This is a genomic window from Serratia sp. GW822-FHT06D09 (genome assembly GCF_058799515.1).
In genome coordinates, this window is record NZ_JBXALO010000001.1 from 206,542 (window position 1) to 223,659 (window position 17,118).

18 protein-coding genes and 1 tRNA gene are annotated in these 17,118 nt (G+C 53.4%); 6 read left to right on the forward strand and 13 right to left on the reverse strand.

Annotation, left to right across the window (positions count from 1 at the left end; genetic code table 11):
• Positions 1 to 2: 2 nt before the first annotated feature.
• Together AC1RKG_RS00980 and AC1RKG_RS00985 are read right to left on the reverse strand one after the other, a co-directional pair.
• A tRNA-Val gene (locus AC1RKG_RS00980) sits at positions 3 to 76 on the reverse strand.
• A 189-nt stretch (positions 77 to 265) separates the two neighbouring features.
• A complete protein-coding gene (locus tag AC1RKG_RS00985) occupies positions 266 to 1,642 on the reverse strand; it encodes an MATE family efflux transporter (protein ID WP_142815288.1) in 1,377 nt (458 codons plus the stop codon).
• A 242-nt stretch (positions 1,643 to 1,884) separates the two neighbouring features.
• Between AC1RKG_RS00985 and AC1RKG_RS00990 the strand changes: the two genes are divergently transcribed.
• Complete coding sequence (locus AC1RKG_RS00990; protein ID WP_493181712.1) at positions 1,885 to 2,535, forward strand: riboflavin synthase subunit alpha; 651 nt, start codon at positions 1,885 to 1,887, stop codon at positions 2,533 to 2,535.
• Between the two features lie 29 nt (positions 2,536 to 2,564).
• Entirely contained in the window at positions 2,565 to 2,861 is a 297-nt protein-coding gene (locus tag AC1RKG_RS00995; protein WP_020826665.1) for an I78 family peptidase inhibitor, read from the forward strand.
• 65 nt (positions 2,862 to 2,926) lie between these two features.
• Here AC1RKG_RS00995 and cfa read toward each other — a convergent pair whose 3' ends face one another.
• Both cfa and punC read right to left on the reverse strand, forming a co-directional pair.
• The gene (gene cfa, locus AC1RKG_RS01000) at positions 2,927 to 4,078 is read right to left on the reverse strand and encodes a cyclopropane fatty acyl phospholipid synthase (protein WP_046373697.1); all 1,152 of its coding nucleotides are present in this window, start codon (positions 4,076 to 4,078) and stop codon (positions 2,927 to 2,929) included.
• A gap of 340 nt (positions 4,079 to 4,418) precedes the next feature.
• On the reverse strand, positions 4,419 to 5,630 hold the full coding sequence (gene punC, locus AC1RKG_RS01005; protein WP_404779826.1) for a purine nucleoside transporter PunC: 1,212 nt from the start codon (positions 5,628 to 5,630) through the stop codon (positions 4,419 to 4,421).
• Between the two features lie 123 nt (positions 5,631 to 5,753).
• On the opposite strand from punC, the gene punR reads away from it, so the two are divergent.
• Positions 5,754 to 6,662 carry a DNA-binding transcriptional activator PunR gene (punR, locus tag AC1RKG_RS01010; protein WP_122079117.1) on the forward strand — a complete coding sequence of 303 codons (909 nt, stop codon included), beginning with the start codon at positions 5,754 to 5,756 and terminating at the stop codon, positions 6,660 to 6,662.
• A 34-nt stretch (positions 6,663 to 6,696) separates the two neighbouring features.
• On the opposite strand, the gene purR is transcribed toward punR, so the two are convergent.
• Complete coding sequence (purR, locus tag AC1RKG_RS01015; protein WP_020826669.1) at positions 6,697 to 7,722, reverse strand: HTH-type transcriptional repressor PurR; 1,026 nt, start codon at positions 7,720 to 7,722, stop codon at positions 6,697 to 6,699.
• A gap of 323 nt (positions 7,723 to 8,045) precedes the next feature.
• Here purR and cydH point away from each other — a divergent pair, with 323 nt between their 5' ends.
• The gene (gene cydH / locus AC1RKG_RS01020; protein ID WP_020826670.1) at positions 8,046 to 8,135 is read left to right on the forward strand and encodes a cytochrome bd-I oxidase subunit CydH; all 90 of its coding nucleotides are present in this window, start codon (positions 8,046 to 8,048) and stop codon (positions 8,133 to 8,135) included.
• A gap of 53 nt (positions 8,136 to 8,188) precedes the next feature.
• On the opposite strand, the gene sodB is transcribed toward cydH, so the two are convergent.
• Together sodB and AC1RKG_RS01030 are read right to left on the reverse strand one after the other, a co-directional pair.
• Positions 8,189 to 8,767 carry a superoxide dismutase [Fe] gene (gene sodB / locus AC1RKG_RS01025; protein WP_174574128.1) on the reverse strand — a complete coding sequence of 193 codons (579 nt, stop codon included), beginning with the start codon at positions 8,765 to 8,767 and terminating at the stop codon, positions 8,189 to 8,191.
• 194 nt (positions 8,768 to 8,961) lie between these two features.
• A complete protein-coding gene (locus AC1RKG_RS01030) occupies positions 8,962 to 9,780 on the reverse strand; it encodes a C40 family peptidase (protein ID WP_020826672.1) in 819 nt (272 codons plus the stop codon).
• A 415-nt stretch (positions 9,781 to 10,195) separates the two neighbouring features.
• On the opposite strand from AC1RKG_RS01030, the gene AC1RKG_RS01035 reads away from it, so the two are divergent.
• The gene (locus tag AC1RKG_RS01035; RefSeq protein WP_020826673.1) at positions 10,196 to 10,543 is read left to right on the forward strand and encodes a Grx4 family monothiol glutaredoxin; all 348 of its coding nucleotides are present in this window, start codon (positions 10,196 to 10,198) and stop codon (positions 10,541 to 10,543) included.
• Positions 10,544 to 10,613: 70 nt separating this feature from the next.
• Here the strand turns inward: AC1RKG_RS01035 and rnt are convergent, their stop codons facing one another.
• Positions 10,614 to 11,294, reverse strand: a complete 681-nt coding sequence (gene rnt, locus AC1RKG_RS01040) for a ribonuclease T (RefSeq protein ID WP_020826674.1) — start codon at positions 11,292 to 11,294, stop codon at positions 10,614 to 10,616.
• A 79-nt stretch (positions 11,295 to 11,373) separates the two neighbouring features.
• A complete protein-coding gene (gloA, locus tag AC1RKG_RS01045) occupies positions 11,374 to 11,781 on the reverse strand; it encodes a lactoylglutathione lyase (RefSeq protein WP_041414525.1) in 408 nt (135 codons plus the stop codon).
• Positions 11,782 to 12,106: 325 nt separating this feature from the next.
• On the opposite strand from gloA, the gene idi reads away from it, so the two are divergent.
• A complete protein-coding gene (gene idi, locus AC1RKG_RS01050) occupies positions 12,107 to 12,646 on the forward strand; it encodes an isopentenyl-diphosphate Delta-isomerase (RefSeq protein ID WP_493181714.1) in 540 nt (179 codons plus the stop codon).
• A gap of 80 nt (positions 12,647 to 12,726) precedes the next feature.
• On the opposite strand, the gene AC1RKG_RS01055 is transcribed toward idi, so the two are convergent.
• From AC1RKG_RS01055 to AC1RKG_RS01070, 4 genes are all read right to left on the reverse strand, one after another.
• Positions 12,727 to 13,824: an alkene reductase gene (locus AC1RKG_RS01055; protein WP_493181716.1), complete on the reverse strand. Its 1,098-nt coding sequence runs from the start codon at positions 13,822 to 13,824 to the stop codon at positions 12,727 to 12,729.
• Positions 13,825 to 13,912: 88 nt separating this feature from the next.
• Complete coding sequence (locus tag AC1RKG_RS01060; protein WP_187962799.1) at positions 13,913 to 14,533, reverse strand: TetR/AcrR family transcriptional regulator; 621 nt, start codon at positions 14,531 to 14,533, stop codon at positions 13,913 to 13,915.
• A gap of 103 nt (positions 14,534 to 14,636) precedes the next feature.
• Positions 14,637 to 16,274 (reverse strand): phosphoethanolamine transferase EptA, encoded by a 1,638-nt coding sequence (eptA, locus tag AC1RKG_RS01065; RefSeq protein ID WP_493181718.1) that lies wholly within the window; start codon positions 16,272 to 16,274, stop codon positions 14,637 to 14,639.
• Between the two features lie 151 nt (positions 16,275 to 16,425).
• Entirely contained in the window at positions 16,426 to 17,067 is a 642-nt protein-coding gene (locus AC1RKG_RS01070) for an NAD(P)-dependent oxidoreductase (RefSeq protein WP_187962801.1), read from the reverse strand.
• Positions 17,068 to 17,118 lie beyond the last annotated feature (51 nt).

The window sequence follows — 17,118 nt, forward strand, 5'->3', positions numbered from 1 at the left end:
GGTGCGTCCGAGTGGACTCGAACCACCGACCCCCACCATGTCAAGGTGGTGCTCTAACCAACTGAGCTACGGACGCATCTTTTCCTGTCTGTCATGGCTGACAGCGGGGACGAATATTAACGAGCTACCCGCGCGCTGGCAAGGAGAAAAACGTAATTTTATCCGGTATTTCACGCGATTGCTGCGCTTGTGTGCAGTGCGGCGGTTTTTTCTGCAATCCATGCTGCTGAAGCCACCGGTCGGCGTAACCGACCGGTGGTGATAGTTAGCGGGTAGAGCGCTGCAGGATCAGTGCCGCAGGCTGTTTTTGCAGCCAACGCATACGTAAGGCCATCATGATGGCGGCGAAGGTCAGCCCGATAATAAACCCAATCCAGAAGCCGCTAGGCCCCATCGCCGGGACGACAATGTCGGTCAACGCCAACAGATACCCGCTGGGCAGACCCAGCACCCAATAGGCGATAAAGGTGATGAAGAAGATTGAGCGGGTATCTTTATAGCCACGCAGAACGCCGCTGCCAATCACCTGAATAGAATCGGAGATCTGGTAAATGGCTGCCAACAGCATCAGCTGTGATGCCATGGCCACTACCGCCGGGCTGTCATTGTACAGCAGGGCGATTTGCTCGCGGAAGGTGGCGGTAAACAGCGCGGTGCAGCAGGCCATCAGGATACCGACGCCGATAGCCGAATAAGCGGCAATCCGCGCGCCTTCGACCGATCCTTCACCCAACCGATAGCCAACGCGAATAGTCGCGCTGACGCCCAACGACATAGGCAACACGAACATCAGCGCGCTGAAGTTCAGGGCAATCTGATGCCCGGCCACCGAAACGATGCCCAATGGAGAGACCAGCAGAGCGACGACGGCGAACAGCGTGACTTCGAAGAACAGCGCCAGCGCGACCGGCAGACCGATGCCGAACAGGCGTCTTATTGCCGGCCAGTCGGGCCGCGGGCTGCTGCCTTCGTGTGGCAAAATATCGCGCTGCGACGGGGCGCGCTTCACGTACCAACGCATCGCCAGGAACATAAACCAGTAAACGCTGCCGGTCGCCACGCCGCAACCTACGCCACCCAATTCCGGCATGCCGAATTTACCGTAGATAAAGATGTAGTTGATCGGGATATTCACCAGCAGGCCGAGGAAGCCAATCACCATGCCCGGCTTGGTTTTCGATAGCCCTTCGCACTGGCCGCGCAGTACCTGGAAGAACAGATAGCCCGGCGCGCCCCACATGATGGCGTGCAGATAGCCCACGGCTTTATCCGCCAATTGCGGGTCGATATTGTGCATCAAGTCGATGACGAACTTACTGTTATACAGCACGATAATCACCAGCAACGAGACCGCCCCCGCCAGCCAAAAGCCCTGACGCACCTGATGAGCAATGCGATCTCGTCGGCCCGCGCCGTTAAGCTGGGCGATGACCGGTGTCAACGCCAACAACAGGCCGTGCCCGAACAAAATGGCAGGCAGCCAAATAGAGGTACCGACGGCAACCGCCGCCATATCTGTGGCGCTGTACGCACCGGCCATAATGGTGTCTACCACACCCATTGCGGTTTGTGATATTTGCGCGATGATTACCGGGATTGCGAGGGCCAATAAACTACGCGCTTCAATGAAGTACTTCTGCACGCATACACCTTTTCTATTTATTTATGATGGAGGGGAGGGTCGTCGCGAAAGGACAACAATTAAAAATAGCGGAATTTTGTCAAAAAGATTGTACCCGCTCGGCGAGGTTAAGCAAATGCTGTGATGAAATAGTTATTAAATGCGCAGGCACAGACTTTTTGTCGCCACGGGTTTGGTTTTCCTCGCCAACTGGGGCAAACTGCCCCAAGCGCTTTAAACATTTTCAGAAAGAAGAGGCTCACATGTTCACCGGTATCGTACAAGGCACCGCGCCGCTGGTCGCCATTGATGAAAAATCCAACTTCCGTACCCACGTCATAGAAATGCCTACCGAGCTGCTGCCTGGATTGGAGCTCGGTGCGTCTGTGGCGCACAACGGCTGCTGCCTGACCGTCACGGCGGTAGAAGGTAACCGCGTCAGCTTTGATTTGATCAAAGAAACGCTGCGCCTGACCAACCTTGGTGAACTGGCGTTGGGCGATGTGGTTAACATCGAAAGGGCGGCCAAGTTTAATGATGAGATTGGCGGTCACCTGATGTCCGGCCATATTATCTGCACGGCGGAAATTGCCAAGATTTATACCTCCGAGAATAATCGTCAGGTATGGTTACGTATGCCGAATGCGGAACTGATGAAATATGTTCTGCACAAAGGTTTTATTGGTATTGACGGAATTAGCCTGACCATCGGTGAAGTGGTGAATAATCGTTTTTGCGTGCATCTGATCCCGGAAACGCTGGAACGTACCACGCTGGGCAAAAAACGCCTGGGTGATAAGGTGAATATTGAGATCGACCCGCAAACGCAGGCGGTGGTAGACACCGTTGAACGGGTGTTGGCAAGCCGCGAGGCGGCAATGGCGGCGGCGAGCGCGCTGGCGCAGAAGATCTGACAAACGACCCACCAGAGAGGAGCAATCGCGTGAAGTTTTATGGGAAAACGTTGATGTTAACGGCGCTGCTGGCGCTGAGTGCTTGTAGCAGTTCGCCGGACCAGGGCGCGGCCAACCCGACAGTGGATGCCGATAGCGACACCTGTGGTGCGGCGCAATACCAGAATTATGTCGGTAAACCGATGTCTTCGCTGGAAGGCGTACGAATTGAGTCGCAGGTACGTGCGATTCCGTATAACTCAGCGGTTACGATGGACTTCAACCTGCGCCGCCTGAATTTCCTGGGCGACAGCGAGGATAAGATCATTCGCGTGTATTGCGGCTGATGCTTTTGCAGGTCATGTATAAGAATAACCCCGGTTAATTGGCCGGGGTTTTTTATTGTGCATATTTAGCGCGTCACGCGGATACCGCCTTCTACGCCTTTCGGGCTGAATACCACCTGCCAGAGTTGAATGTCACGGGCGCGAAATGCTCCAGCGCAGGCGTTCAGGTAATAACTGAACATGCGTTCGAAACGATCCGAATAACGTTGGGCCAACTGCGGCCATGCCTGTTTGAATCTTTCGTACCACGCCATCAAGGTACGATCGTAGTCAGCGCCAATATTGTGCCAATCTTCCATCACAAAATGCCCTTCGCTGGCCTGGGCAATATGGGTAACCGACGGCAGGCAGCCATTCGGGAAGATATATTTGTTGATCCACGGGTCAACATTCATATCTGTCCGATTCGAACCAATGGTATGCAGCAGGAATAGGCCGTCCGGTTTTAAATTACGTTCCACCACGTTGAAGTAGGTGCGGTAATTTTTCGGACCGACGTGTTCAAACATACCGACGGAAACAATACGGTCAAATTGCAGATGCAAATCACGGTAATCCTGCAGCAGGATCTCGACGTCCAGCCCGGCACAGCGCTCCTGTGCCAGCTTTTGCTGCTCGGCAGAAATGGTTACGCCCACCACCGAAACGCCATAGTTTTTCGCCGCATAGGCAGAAAGCCCGCCCCAGCCACAGCCAATATCCAGCAAATTCATACCCGGCTGCAGCTGCAGCTTTTCGCAAATCATCCGTAATTTGGCTTCCTGCGCTTCTTCCAGCGTGGTCGCCTCTTTCCAGTAGGCGCAGGAATATTGCATATAAGGGTCCAGCATCAGGGTAAAGAGATCGTTCCCCAGATCGTAATGTTCTTTGCCGACTATCCAGGCGCGTTTCTTCGATTGCAGATTGGTTAATCGCGCGGCGGCAATTCGCAGGGTATCTTTGAGGTGGCGGGGCAATTTCTTTTCCAGACCGGCGCGGACCACGTGATGAAAGAATATATCCAGCCGTTCGCATTCCCACCAGCCGTCCATATAGCTTTCGCCCAGGCCGAGAGAACCCTCCTGCAGCACGCGTTTAAAAAAATTAGGATTTTTAACCTGAATATCGAAAGGGCGCGAGCCGTTTATTTCAATACCGGCCATGCTGAGCATTTCATGAGCGATACGGTACCATTGGTTGTCCTGGATGCTCACATCTTCTATACACGATGAACTCATAGCTTCTCCATCACCTTCTTCTGACTTATGACCCGTCAAAAAATAGCTTAGACAAATTCTGCGGGTGCATACGTTTACCTACGGTAAGAATCCCGTGGCGTCTGATATCCGACTATGAACAGAGGAAAATTTTAAGAAGGTTCCAGCGCAAGAAACGCGGGAAAGACAATCCTTAAAAAACTGTGACGCCATACGCGTACACAACAGTTGCTAGTGATAAAGAAATTATAAAAGTGTTATTTTTAAAGGTCGTTTTTGAGTATAGGCTTGCCGAGGCGCTTACTCAACTGTAAATCGCACTCGGCAAAAATATTCTTTAAGTGATTATTAATACTGGCAATTATGACGCGGAGTTAGCATGTTCCTGACGCGTCGCCTGTCGATCGTCCATTACCTTTCTCCGTTGCATCAAATAGCCCAACGCGGCCAATACCACCGTCGACACCATTACCGTGACCGTTGCCAACAGAGGCTGGGCGATAAAGGCCGAAACCAGCATGCTGGCGACAAAACACAGGCCTAATTGCAGGGTGTTTTGCAAGGCGGCAGCTTTACCGGTGCCCTCCGGGAAGGGGGTCAACGCATTGGCTACCACGATAGGGTAAATGGCTCCGTTGACCAACGCCATCACGCAGAACGGAATTAACAACGTAGTGAGCGTGGGCTGAGTCAGGGTGGCAACCAGATATAATGCAACCATACTGACGCCATAAACTACCAACAGCCAAGGCAACAAGGTGTTGCCATTCATGCGGTTCAATGCGGTACGACAGCCATAGCCCCCTAATAAGAACGCCAGAGTCTGCGGCACATAGCTCAGACCGATGTCGTTCGGGCTATAACCCATATCACCAAGAATAAACGGTGAACCGGTCAGCCAGGCGAAGAAGCCGGCAGAACAGGCGGCAAAGATCATAACGTTGCCACTGAAGATGCGTGACTTTAATAGTTGGAAGAAACTGAGCGCGCTTTTCTTATTGTCGTCGGAAGGCACGGTTTTGGCGCTTTCTTTCAGCAGCAGCGTCGGCAATAGCAAAAGCACGGTAATGCCCAGCAACACGGCGAAAATGGCGCGCCAGCCCATGTGATTCAGCAACCAGGCACCCACCAACGGCGCCAGCGCCGGGGAAAGGGCTACCAGCGGCATAATGGTGGCGAACACGCGGTTAGCCTTGCCTTCGCGATAGCGGTCAATTACCAAGGCCTGCCAGGTAACGGCAGCCGAGCAAACCCCAATCGCCTGGATAAAGCGCAGCGACCAAAGTTGCACGGCATTTTGCACCCACAGCATGCCGAGGCAGCCGAGGGCAAACAGCGCCAGACCGATCAGCAACACCGGTTTACGGCCGAGGCGATCGGAAAGCGGGCCCCACAGCAGTTGTGCAAAGGCAAACCCGGCCAGGAAGATGCTCAGGCTGGCGCTGATTGCCCCGGGGGAAATCTGCAGATCTTGTTGCATCATGCCGAAAGCGGGCAGGTACATATCGGTGGCCAGGTAACCCAGCATGCTCAGGCCGGCAAGGTAGAACATAAAACCAAAGGAATTTCGCATGGTATTTCTCGTTAATATTTTATTGTCGCAGGTTTTTAGCGCCGGCAAGTGTATCCGGCTGGATCTCTGCTTGTGAAACGGTAATATTTGCGAGGTGCTGTTAAAAAAATTGAAGGCAAAGCTATGTGGTCTGAATATTCCCTGGATGTCGTCGATGCGGTGGCCCGCACCGGCAGTTTCAGCGCCGCGGCGCAGGAGCTGCATCGGGTACCGTCGGCGGTAAGTTATACGGTGCGGCAGTTGGAGCAATGGCTGGCGGTACCGCTGTTTGAGCGCCGTCATCGCGACGTGGAACTGACACCGGCGGGCGTGCTGTTTATTCAGGAAGCGCGTGGTGTCATCAAAAAAATGCTCGACACGCGCCGACAGTGCCAACAGGTCGCTAACGGCTGGCGGGGCCAATTGAAAATAGCGGTGGATATCATCGTTAAACCCCAACGCAGTCGCCAATTGGTGCTGGATTTTTACCGCCATTTCCCCGACGTCGAATTGCTGGTTCAGCCGGAGGTGTTTAATGGCGTATGGGATGCGCTGGTGGACGGTCGTGCCGATATGGCGATCGGCGCCACAAGGGCGGTGCCGGTGGGCGGCGGTTTCGCCTTTCGCGATATGGGAGATATGCGTTGGTTGTGCGTGGCCAGTCCGCATCACCCGCTGGCCGCGATAGAGGGGCTGTTGAACGACGATCAACTACGGCCCTTTCCGTCACTGTGCCTGGAAGATACCTCGCGCAACCTGCCCAAACGCGTGACCTGGACGTTGGACAACCAGCGCCGCCTGGTGGTGCCGGACTGGGCTTCTGCGGTGGACTGCCTGTGTGCCGGGTTGTGCGTTGGTATGATGCCCGCGCATCAGGTATTGCCTTTGGTGCAGCGCGGGGAGCTGGTGGCGCTACAGTTGCAACAGCCATTTCCCGCCAGTCCTTGTTGCCTGACCTGGCAGCAAAATACGCCGTCACCGGCTATGGCCTGGTTGCTGGATTATCTGGGAGACAGTGAAACCTTGAATCAGGAGTGGCTAAGCGAAGAATGACGCCGGAAACCGCGAGAGTGTCCGGCGTAGATAATTAGCGGCGATAATCGATGAACGGGCCGTCAGCGACCGAACGGCGCTCAACCAGCTTGGGATGAACCTCAATCACCTGCGACTCTTCACGCTTGCTGATGATGCGATCCAGCAGCATGGTGAAGGCCATCTCGCCCAAACGCTCTTTGGGCTGATGAATGGTGGTCAGTGCCGGGGTGAAGTAGCGGGCGTTTCGCACGTTATCGTAGCCAATCACCGATATGTCTTGTGGTACGCGCAGGCCAAGTTCATCGGCGGCGCAGATCGCCCCCATGGCCATGATATCGCCACCGCAGAAGACTGCGGTAGGACGTTGCTTCTGCGACAGTATCTGATGCATGGCCTTGTAGCCGGATTCCGGCTCAAAGTCGCCCTGAACAATCCACTCTTCACGCACGTCGATATTGGCTTCTTCCATGGCTTTTAAAAAGCCCTGATGGCGGCCGCCGCCGGTATTACGCGCCAGTTGGCCCGGAATGGCCCCGATATCGCGGTGGCCGCGTTCAATCAGGTAGCGCCCGGCCAGATAGCCGCCTTCAAAGGCGTTATCGATAATGGTGTCGGTAAAGTCACCGCGTGCGGCGCCCCAATCCATGACGACCATCGGGATATTGCGATAATCTTCCAGCATGCCGAGCAGTTGGTCCGGGTATTCCGAACACATGACTAACAGGCCATCGACGCGCTTTTGCGCCAACATCGCCAGATAGGCGCGTTGTTTGTCCAGATTGTTATGTGAGTTGCACAGGATCAGCGTATAGCCTTTGCTGTAGCAGCTGTTTTCCACCGCCTCGATCACTTCGGCAAAGTAGGGTGCTTCGCTCGATGTGGCCAGCAGACCAATAGATTTGGTGTGATTGACCTTAAGGCTGCGCGCCACGGCGCTGGGTGAATAGTGCAGCTCTTTGATCGCGGCGCCAACGGCCGCTTTTGTTTCTTCGGCGACGAAACGAGTCTTATTGATGACGTGCGAAACGGTGGTGGTGGAAACGCCAGCGCGTTTGGCCACATCTTTAATCGTTGCCATGTAAAGAATGACTCCTGAACTCACATGTTGCAGTATGTAAGTGTGATGTTAATCGTTTGCCTGCGTAGATCCTTCTCCAAAGAAGCGAAAACTGAGTTTTTAGTGTGTTGAAGTCGTCAGCGCTTGGTCAGGAGGGGCATTTTGCCGGTACACAGTTGTGAACTGCGAATTTTGTCCCATATTGAGCAAAAGGGGAAGAGGTAATCGGTATTATAAACTGGGAAATGATAACAAGATTTTATCGGCCAACTGTGGGAAAATGGTTTAACACATTAATTGTGTGCCTTTTACCCTTGGGAAACCCAATCTGAAAAGGAGTTGTAATGGATACCGATTTGAAAATGTCACTGTTCACCACCCTGGGTGCGCTGGCTGTGATTATCGCTTTTAGCTTCACCGCAGCATTGAACTGATACTCTTCAGTCAACCAGGCGCAGTTCGCTACGCCTGGTTGTATTTCCCCGCGTTACGCCAGATTTTCCTCCACAAATGCCCAGTTAACCAGTGCCCAGAAGTTTTCCAGGTAGGCCGGTCGTGCGTTGCGATAATCGATGTAATAGGCGTGTTCCCAAACGTCGACGGTAAGCAACGGTTTGTCTTCACCGGTCAACGGCGTGGCCGCATTCGACGTATTAACAATCGCCAGCGAGCCATCCGGCTTTTTCACTAACCAGGTCCAGCCTGCGCCAAAGTTTTTCACCGCGGCGTCGCTGAATAGTTCCCGGAAGGCGGTAAAAGAACCAAAAGCCTGGTTGATCGCGGCAGCCAATTTGCCCTGAGGCTCTCCACCGCCCTGAGGTGACAGGCAGTGCCAATAGAAGGTGTGATTCCATACCTGAGCCGCATTGTTGAAGATGCCGCCGCTGGAAGCCTTGATGATTGCTTCAAGGGATAATCCTTCAAACTCGCTGCCTTTCAGCAAATTGTTCAGGTTGACCACATAGGCGTTGTGATGCTTGCCATAGTGGTATTCCAGGGTTTCTGCCGAAATGTGCGGTTCGAGGGCATTTTTTTCATAAGGTAGTGCGGGCAGTTCAAACGACATTGCTTCCTCCTTGTACAGTGTCAACTCGCCGCTAAAGCAACGGACCTTAAATTGACCTGTTTTTATTGTGGATATTTAGCTTAGCAATTTTCGCGATGAAATACAGTGGGGGCGGGCTAAAGGATTGGGTGCTTTAGGAACAGCAGGAAAATCAGTCAGGGGAGAGCGGCTGGGCAAGCCAGCCGCCAAAGAAATTATCGAATGGTTTTCGGTGTTACTACACGGCGGGCGCCGATGTAATGGTTTTGCCAGTAGTCATTGTCGAGTTGGCTGATCCGAATTTCTTCACCGGTACGCGGTGACTGAATAAATTTGCCGTTGCCCAGATAAACGCCAACATGGTCTGCCACGCCGCGGTTATTAATGCGGAAGAACACCAGGTCACCGCTTTCCAGTTCGCTTCTCTTGATCGGCGCAGCGTCTCGCAGGTGATACATTTCGTTGGCGGTGCGCGGCATTTTGATTTTCACCACGTCTTTATACGCGTAGTAAATCAGGCCGCTGCAGTCGAAACCGGTTCTTGGTGAAGTACCGCCCCAGCGGTAAGGTTTGCCCATTTGGTCCATCAGCTTGGCCATCGCGGTTTGCTTGGCGTGCTGATAGCGTTTTTTGTGCGCTGGAGTCAGCTTCAACGGTTTATCATCACGCACCAGTTTTGCGGTGGCCATCCCGGCTTCGCGGTGGCGACCATAGCCTTTTTTGTAACCCTTTTTCGGCGGGGTAACTTTGATTTTGGCTATTTTCTGAGTTTTGCCTTTCGATTTGGCGCTGACGATCTTTTTAGCGGTTTTTTCCGTTTTGGCTTTGGAAACCTTGGCGGTTTTCTGCGGGGTGGTGGTTTTTGCTTTTTTGCTGGCTTTTACCGCTTTCTTTTTCTTGCGGTCATCTGGCCGGGCTTCGTTGACATGGCTTTTACGTTGCTCGGCGGCAATACGCGCCTGTGGCGCAGCATGCGCCAGATTGAAGAATAGCTGTGTAAACAACAGCACAAAAAGCGTAAGAATTAAACGCATGTCGACGTTACCAACCTTGGCCCCGGAACAGATATCGAAAGAAGGACAGTATTCCCGAATTTCGCCATATAAAACAGCGAAGAACTCATAAATGATAATCCATATTGTGAGAAAACGTTAATGGCATTTTTTTTGCTGAAAAATCAATCCGTTGATGTATAAAAAAGCGACAATCACCGTCGGCGGGATTATTTAACGGCGCATTTTGATGGCAAAATATATTAGTGAAATGGCCAGATTAAAAATGTTATTCTGCGCATATGTTTTGACCGGAAAGGCTTTGCCGGTAAGACGCGACTGACTACGGGGAAATGCCCTTGCAAAAGATGGCGTTTTCTTGCGACTGTTCCAGCCGCTACAATGGCCGGTGTGATGCATGTTGTAGCCATAAGACTTGGCTTGAGGAAGCAATACAATGACGACGACGATTGAAAAAATTCAGCACCAGATCGCTGAGAACCCGATTCTGCTGTACATGAAAGGTTCACCGAAATTGCCAAACTGCGGTTTCTCTGCGCAAGCCGTGCAGGCGCTGTCTGCCTGTGGCGAACGCTTTGCCTACGTTGATATTCTGCAGAACCCGGACATCCGTGCCGAGTTGCCGAAATATGCCAACTGGCCGACTTTCCCACAGCTGTGGGTCGACGGTGAGCTGGTAGGCGGCTGCGATATCATCATCGAAATGTATCAGCGCGGCGAACTGCAGCAGCTGATCAAAGAAACGGCAGAGAAGTACAAACAGCAGGAAGACCAGCAGCCATAATCGGCTCGGTTTTATTGTTGGGATCCATCGGGCGGCACCAGTGAAGACTGGGCCGCCCGATTTTTTTGTCTTAGTCGGTGTTTTCGACTGCCAGTGGCCAGCCACCCAAGCGTTTCCAACGGTTAACCAGTTCACAGAACAGCAACGCGGTTTGCTCGGTGTCATACAGGGCAGAATGTGCCTGGGAACTGTCGAACGGGATATTGGCGGCGATGCAGGCTTTGGCCAACACCGTCTGCCCCAGTACCAGCCCACTCAGCGCCGCAGTATCAAAGGTGGCGAATGGATGGAAGGGGTTACGTTTCAGGCTGGCGCGCTCTGCGGCGGCCATCAGGAAGCTGTGATCAAAATTGGCATTGTGCGCCACAATGATTGCCCGGTTGCAGCCACGATCCTTAATGCCCTTGCGCACGGCTTTAAAAATAGCGTGCAACGCATCGTGCTCACTGACCGCACCGCGCAATGGGTTACTTGGGTCTATGCCGTTAAAGGCCAGCGCTTCCGGCTGCAGGTTGGCACCTTCAAAAGGCTCCACGTGGAAGTGCAGGGTCTCGTCCTGCTGCAACCAGCCGTTTTCATCCATTTTTAACGTAACGGCGGCAATTTCCAGCAGTGCGTCGGTTTTGGCATTAAATCCGGCAGTTTCTATGTCTATGACTACGGGGTAAAACCCACGAAAACGGCCACTCAGGGCGTTAAGATCACTTTTTTCGGCCATCAGTTTCTTATCTTCATCGAATGCAGCGCGCATTATGGCAAATTTTGCGCCCGGTTGCAGGCGGTTATCACGCAGATAAAAATAAGGGCGCAGGAAGCGCCCTTAATCGACCTCAGTGGCCCAGACCATGCCCAGCATGTTTGTTCTCGATCAGTTCGATCTTGTAACCGTCCGGGTCTTCAACGAAGGCAATCACCGTGGTGCCACCTTTAACCGGGCCGGCTTCGCGAGTAACCTTGCCGCCGGCGTTACGGATGCTGTCACAGGTTGCAGCGACATCGTCGACGCCCAGCGCCAAATGGCCAAACGCGCTGCCCATTTCGTAGCTGTCGGTGCCCCAGTTATAGGTCAGTTCAATCACCGCACCTTCGCTTTCATCGGTATAGCCTACAAACGCCAGCGAGTATTTGTATTCCGGGTTCTCGCTGGTACGCAGCAAGCGCATGCCTAATACCTTGGTATAAAAGTCGATGGAACGTTGCAGGTCACCGACGCGGATCATGGTATGGAGTAAGCGCATAATTCCTCTGATTGGATGTGCCGTTGCCAATGGCGGATGGATTGAAGCGAAATTCAGTATAGCGTTGCCGCATAAGGGATTTCAATGTATGCCGGGGCGGGAGTGGCAGAGTTTCGGTGACATTGTCACCTTATCAATAGCAATCGCACAGTATGTGCCCTATGGTTGATGGAAATAGGTACTATACCCCTCGCAAGGAACAGCAGGGTCGGATAGCGATCCAGACTCAGGGTGAATGGCCTCAATTTATACATTTGGATCTGGTTAATATGCTTTTTTGTTTTTACCCGTGTGGAATGATGGCTACTGCCGAAGGAGATCATTAATGGACGAAATGCTGATTCTGGTGGACGCCGAAGATAATTCCGTGGGGTCGCAAACCAAAACGCTGGTGCACCAGCAGGGATTACTGCACCGGGCGTTTTCAATTTTTATATTTAATAGCCAGGGCAGACTGCTGCTGCAACAGCGGGCTTACGGTAAATACCATTCTGCCGGGTTGTGGACCAACACGTGCTGTGGTCACCCGCGCTGGGGAGAGGCAACGCAGGCAGCTGCACAGCGGCGGTTGCAGGAAGAGATGGGCTTTTGCACTGAGCTACTGCAGGTATCGAGTTTTACCTACCGCGCGGAAGTGCCAGGCGATTTAATTGAGCACGAATTCGATCATATTTACGTGGGCTTGTTTGACGGTGAACCGCAAGAGGATCCCGAAGAGGCCCACAGCTGGTTGTGGGTCGATATTCGGCAATTAGCCCAGGAGATAAAAAACCATCCTGATAAATTTACCGTTTGGTTCCGCACCATAATGAACAATATCGACGCCGCTGAGATCGAACGTTGGGGAAAGCTGGGTCTTCGTTAAATTGCCCCTGAACCGAAAAATGACAAAAGCCCGCCGGCATTCGCATACCGACGGGCTTTCTTATCTGGTATTCCGCGTTATTACAGCGTCGGGTAGTCAGTATAACCTTCTGCACCGCCGCCATAGAAGGTGGCAGGCTGCGGCTCGTTCAACGCAGCATTCTGCTTGAAGCGCTCTACCAGATCCGGGTTGGCGATATAGCTGCGGCCGAAGGCCACCGCATCGATAAAGCCTTTATTAATCAGCTCTTCTGCTTTCTCGGCGGTATAAGCACCGGCACCGACGATGACGCCTTTAAAGTGGGCGCGTACCGAGTCACGGAAGGCGTCGGAATAAGGCTTGCCGCCGGCCCAGTCGGGTTCGGAAATGTGCAGATAAGCGATATTGCGCTTGTTCAGCTCTTCCACCAGATACAGCGCCGCTTCTTCCTGATCTTCCCCGTTATCCAGGCCGTTGAACGGACCCAGCGGTGAAATACGGATGCCAATGTGTTCTGAACCCCATTCGGCGATGCTCGCGTCAACCACTTCCAACGTCAGGCGAGTGCGGTTTTCGATGCTGCCGCCGTATTGGTCGGTACGTTGGTTAGACGCTGGCGACATAAACTGGTGCAGCAGATAGCCGTGCGCAGCGTGCAGCTCGATAAAATCAAAGCCGGCTTCACGCGCGTTGGCGGTTGCCTGACGGAAATCGTTGATGATCACCGGGATCTCTTCGGTTTCCAGCGCTCGTGGGGTAGAGGTCGGCACTCGTACCCAGGCGCCGGTTTCGTCACGCACGGTGGTGCGGGTGTCGGCATTGATCGCAGAAGGGGCCACCGGTGCCTGCTGGCCCGGTTGCAGGCTGTTGTGGGAAATACGGCCCACGTGCCACAGTTGAACGGCGATATGGCCATTCTTATCGTGTACAGCCTGAGTGATTTTTTTCCACGCGGCGATCTGCTCAGGAGTGTGCAGCCCCGGAGCGCCGGCATAGCCTTTCGCCTGGAAAGAAATCTGAGTGGCTTCAGTGACGATCAGGCCGGCACTGGCGCGTTGAGCATAATATTCGCCCATTAACGGAGTAGGGATATCGCCGGGCTCAATGCTGCGCAGCCGCGTCAGTGGGGCCATAAACACGCGGTTTGGCAGGGTGACAGCGCCAACCTTCAACGGGGAGAACAACTTTTCAATCTTCATAGTGCATCCTATATTAATAGACCGGTCGACTAGTAATGTAATAAAACTGCCCCACAGGGCAAGTTTCGATAAAGCCAGGGTGTTTCGTTTAAGGTTGCGGCGGACGCAACAGCAATTCAATACTTTCCAGCGTGCTGGTCAACGGCGCGACCGAGCGGCGGATTTTGGCACGCAGCGAAGCGCCAAGCCACAGTGAATACAGCGTTTCTGCCGTTGCTGCCGGGCTCATGGCAATCGACAAGGCGCCTTCGCGGATACCGCGTTCAATCGCATCCTGCAGGTGAGCAATCACCCGGGCGGTTCCCGTTTCCAATGCATGACGCATCGGTTCTGACAGATCACTCACCTCGGCGGAAAGCTTCACCGCCAGACAGGCATTGTGGCATTCGCTGCGGCAGTGATAGCTGATTGCCTGGGCGTAATAGCTCAGCAACTGGTGGCGCGCATCGCTTTTATCGTCGGCAAACAGCTGTTTCATTTGCCCATCATAATGCTCGAAATAACGTTGCAGCATCGCTTCACCAAAGGCTTCTTTCGAACGGAAGTAGTGGTAGAACGAGCCTTTCGGCACCCCGGCCGTATTCAGCAGTTCACTCAGCCCCATGCCGGTAAAACCAAGGCGCAGGCTTAGCGTCTCGCCGGTAGCGAGCAAATGTTCACGGGTGTCTGTCGGGCAATGCGCATGTTTAGTCATAATGGCTGTCAGCATAATAGACCAATCGGTCTAGGTCAATAGCAATAAAAAAACCGGCGTAAGAACGCCGGTTGCGATGAGCGGTATTTTGCCCGAGCGGGGTGAAGATGTTAAGCGGTTATGAACCGCTGCGGCAGCGTTGCAGAATATCCAACTGCGATTGATACTCGCGAGTTTGCACGTTCATCATGCCGAGCAGGGTATGGAACAGGTTGTCTTGCGAGACTTCGTCCTTTTCCGCCATATTGTTCAGACACTGGCGATCGATCTTGAAGTTGCGCTCATAGTCTGCAGACATCCACATCAGGAAGGGAACGTGGGTCTGCTGGCTTGGAGCGAAGACATAGGGCGTACCGTGCAGGTACATACCGTTTTCACCCAATGATTCACCGTGGTCGGAAAGGTACACCAGCGCCGTATTGAATTTCCCGCTGTACTGCTGCAGCAGTTTGATGGTGTCGTCCAGCATGGCGTCGGTATAAAGCAGCGAATTGTCATAGGTATTAACCAACTGCTCGTGGGTGCAATCCTGGATCTGATTGCTGTCGCAGGTCGGCGAGAACTTCTGGAACTCTGCCGTACTGCGGCGGTAATAGGCCGGCCCGTGGCTGCCCATCTGATGCAGTACGATCACACCGTCGTCTTTCAGGCTGTTGATGTAGTCGTTCAGTTTGTACAGCAATACATTATCCATGCACACATCGCCGTCGCAATCCTGCGGCAATTTCAGCTTGGTCATGTCTACGTGCGGTACGCGATCGCAGGCGCCTTTGCAGCCGCCGTCATTTTCACGCCACAGCACGTTAACACCGGCATGAGCCAGTACGTCTAGTACACCTTCCTGATGCGTAGCCAGAGTCGCATCGTAATCCTTGCGCGGCATGTTGGAGAACATGCAGGGGACGGATATGGCGGTTTCAGTGCCACACGAGCTGGCGTTTTTAAAATAGGTCACATTGTCTTGTTTCAGGCGCGGGTTGGTTTCGCGGCCGTAGCCCCCGAGCGAGAAATTCTCGGCGCGCGCCGTTTCGCCCACCACCAGGATCACCAGGGTTTTCTTTTGCTGTGAGGCTATCAGCGGCCCTTTGCGCGCATCTTCACCAATTTTCACCAGCGGCAGGTTACGGGTGAAGTAGCGTTGCTGGGTAAACTTGATGGTGCCGGCGACGAAGTTGGAAGGCGTCAGCATTTTCACTACGCTTTTGTTATTGCGGATCAGCGAAGCGTAGTCCTTATAAAACAGCGCGGCGATAATCAGGATCACCACCACGGAAAGCATCACGTTGGCGGCTCGCAGCCCGGCCATGTACCACCAGGGGCGAGTTTTTCGGATATCGGTAAAGCAGACCACCACCGCCGGAAGAATACCGAGCAACACCAGCCACAGCCCCATGCGGGGTGTCAGCAAGGCCGTGGCTTCCTGCGGGTTGGTCTCGAAGGCGTTTTGCATCATATTGCCGTCGATGACCACGCCATAGCTGAACATAAAGTAGTTGGCGGCCGCGCTGCCGAGCAGGAAGAAAATCATCAGCGGTTTACGCAGGAAGGGCACGGTCAGCACGCTGAAGATGATATTCAACGCGCAAAAAATCACTACCGGCATGGTGGCGGCGAAAATAACGCTGTGGACGTTATCGAAGCTGATATACGACCAGGCCTTATGAAGGAATAACGCATTCTGGAACAGAGTGAAGAACAAGGCGCTGGCGAGGATAAAACCCAGGCTGTTGCACTGTAAGCGTTGACGTAACCACATTGCCAAATCTAAGTCCTGCTATTAAGTAATGCGCTGAAATTTACAGGATGAAACTTAAGAAAACCTTAGAGATTCAGAATGGTGGCGAAGTCGTTTAGTTTTGGTTTAGAAAAAAGGTCGCCAGACCGGGGGATGGTCTGGCGATGCGATATCAGTAAGCGGCGGTAAATTGCGCTTTGATAAACTGCGGTTTTTCAATTTCGTCGATGATGGCGACCGACAGATCTTCCACCGAGATACCGGCTGGCGCCTGGCCATTCATCAACAGTTTGGTAGTGCCAAGGCGGAACTGGCCGGTGCGCTTGCCAGGTTCCAACAGGGCAGCTGGCGACAAATAGGTCCAGTCGAGCGAAGTCTCGTTACGCAGTTTGTTGCGTAAATCGCGTACCGCTTGTGCGCCTGGACGAATATTTTCCGGGAATTCCGGCGTGTCCACCAATTCAACGCCCGGCGCGACTTCCAGACTGCCGGCACCGCCCACCACCAGCAGGCGTTTAACGCCGGCTTTTTTAACCGCGTCCAGGATCTGCTGTGCGCCGCGGCTGGTTTTTTCGTAAAGGTTGTCTTCCGCCCAGCCTGGGTTATAGGCGCTGATCACCGCATCCTGACCGGCCAGCTGTTTCGCCAGCCATTCGGTGTCGGCGATGTCGCCCAGCGCTATGCTCAGGTTGGCGTTTTCCGGCAGGTCTTTTTGCTGACGGGCAATCGCCGTGACTTGCAGTCCACGTGCCAGAGCTTCATCCAGCACGCGGCGGCCTACAAAACCTGTTGCTCCAATAATGGCTACTTTCATCTTTATGCTCCTGTCAGTAATGGGGTCAGTATTAACTTTCTGCTCAGATTG

Bases quoted from the DNA above. Each gene is read 5' to 3' on its own strand.
- AC1RKG_RS00990 (WP_493181712.1), top strand. From the start codon at position 1,885: ATGTTCACCGGTATCGTACAAGGCACCGCGCCGCTGGTCGCCATTGAT.
- cfa (WP_046373697.1), bottom strand. From the start codon at position 4,078: ATGAGTTCATCGTGTATAGAAGATGTGAGCATCCAGGACAACCAATGG.
- punC (WP_404779826.1), bottom strand. From the start codon at position 5,630: ATGCGAAATTCCTTTGGTTTTATGTTCTACCTTGCCGGCCTGAGCATG.
- punR (WP_122079117.1), top strand. From the start codon at position 5,754: ATGTGGTCTGAATATTCCCTGGATGTCGTCGATGCGGTGGCCCGCACC.
- purR (WP_020826669.1), bottom strand. From the start codon at position 7,722: ATGGCAACGATTAAAGATGTGGCCAAACGCGCTGGCGTTTCCACCACC.
- cydH (WP_020826670.1), top strand. From the start codon at position 8,046: ATGGATACCGATTTGAAAATGTCACTGTTCACCACCCTGGGTGCGCTG.
- sodB (WP_174574128.1), bottom strand. From the start codon at position 8,767: ATGTCGTTTGAACTGCCCGCACTACCTTATGAAAAAAATGCCCTCGAA.
- AC1RKG_RS01030 (WP_020826672.1), bottom strand. From the start codon at position 9,780: ATGCGTTTAATTCTTACGCTTTTTGTGCTGTTGTTTACACAGCTATTC.
- AC1RKG_RS01035 (WP_020826673.1), top strand. From the start codon at position 10,196: ATGACGACGACGATTGAAAAAATTCAGCACCAGATCGCTGAGAACCCG.
- rnt (WP_020826674.1), bottom strand. From the start codon at position 11,294: ATGCGCGCTGCATTCGATGAAGATAAGAAACTGATGGCCGAAAAAAGT.
- gloA (WP_041414525.1), bottom strand. From the start codon at position 11,781: ATGCGCTTACTCCATACCATGATCCGCGTCGGTGACCTGCAACGTTCC.
- idi (WP_493181714.1), top strand. From the start codon at position 12,107: ATGGACGAAATGCTGATTCTGGTGGACGCCGAAGATAATTCCGTGGGG.
- AC1RKG_RS01055 (WP_493181716.1), bottom strand. From the start codon at position 13,824: ATGAAGATTGAAAAGTTGTTCTCCCCGTTGAAGGTTGGCGCTGTCACC.
- AC1RKG_RS01060 (WP_187962799.1), bottom strand. From the start codon at position 14,533: ATGCTGACAGCCATTATGACTAAACATGCGCATTGCCCGACAGACACC.
- eptA (WP_493181718.1), bottom strand. From the start codon at position 16,274: ATGTGGTTACGTCAACGCTTACAGTGCAACAGCCTGGGTTTTATCCTC.
- AC1RKG_RS01070 (WP_187962801.1), bottom strand. From the start codon at position 17,067: ATGAAAGTAGCCATTATTGGAGCAACAGGTTTTGTAGGCCGCCGCGTG.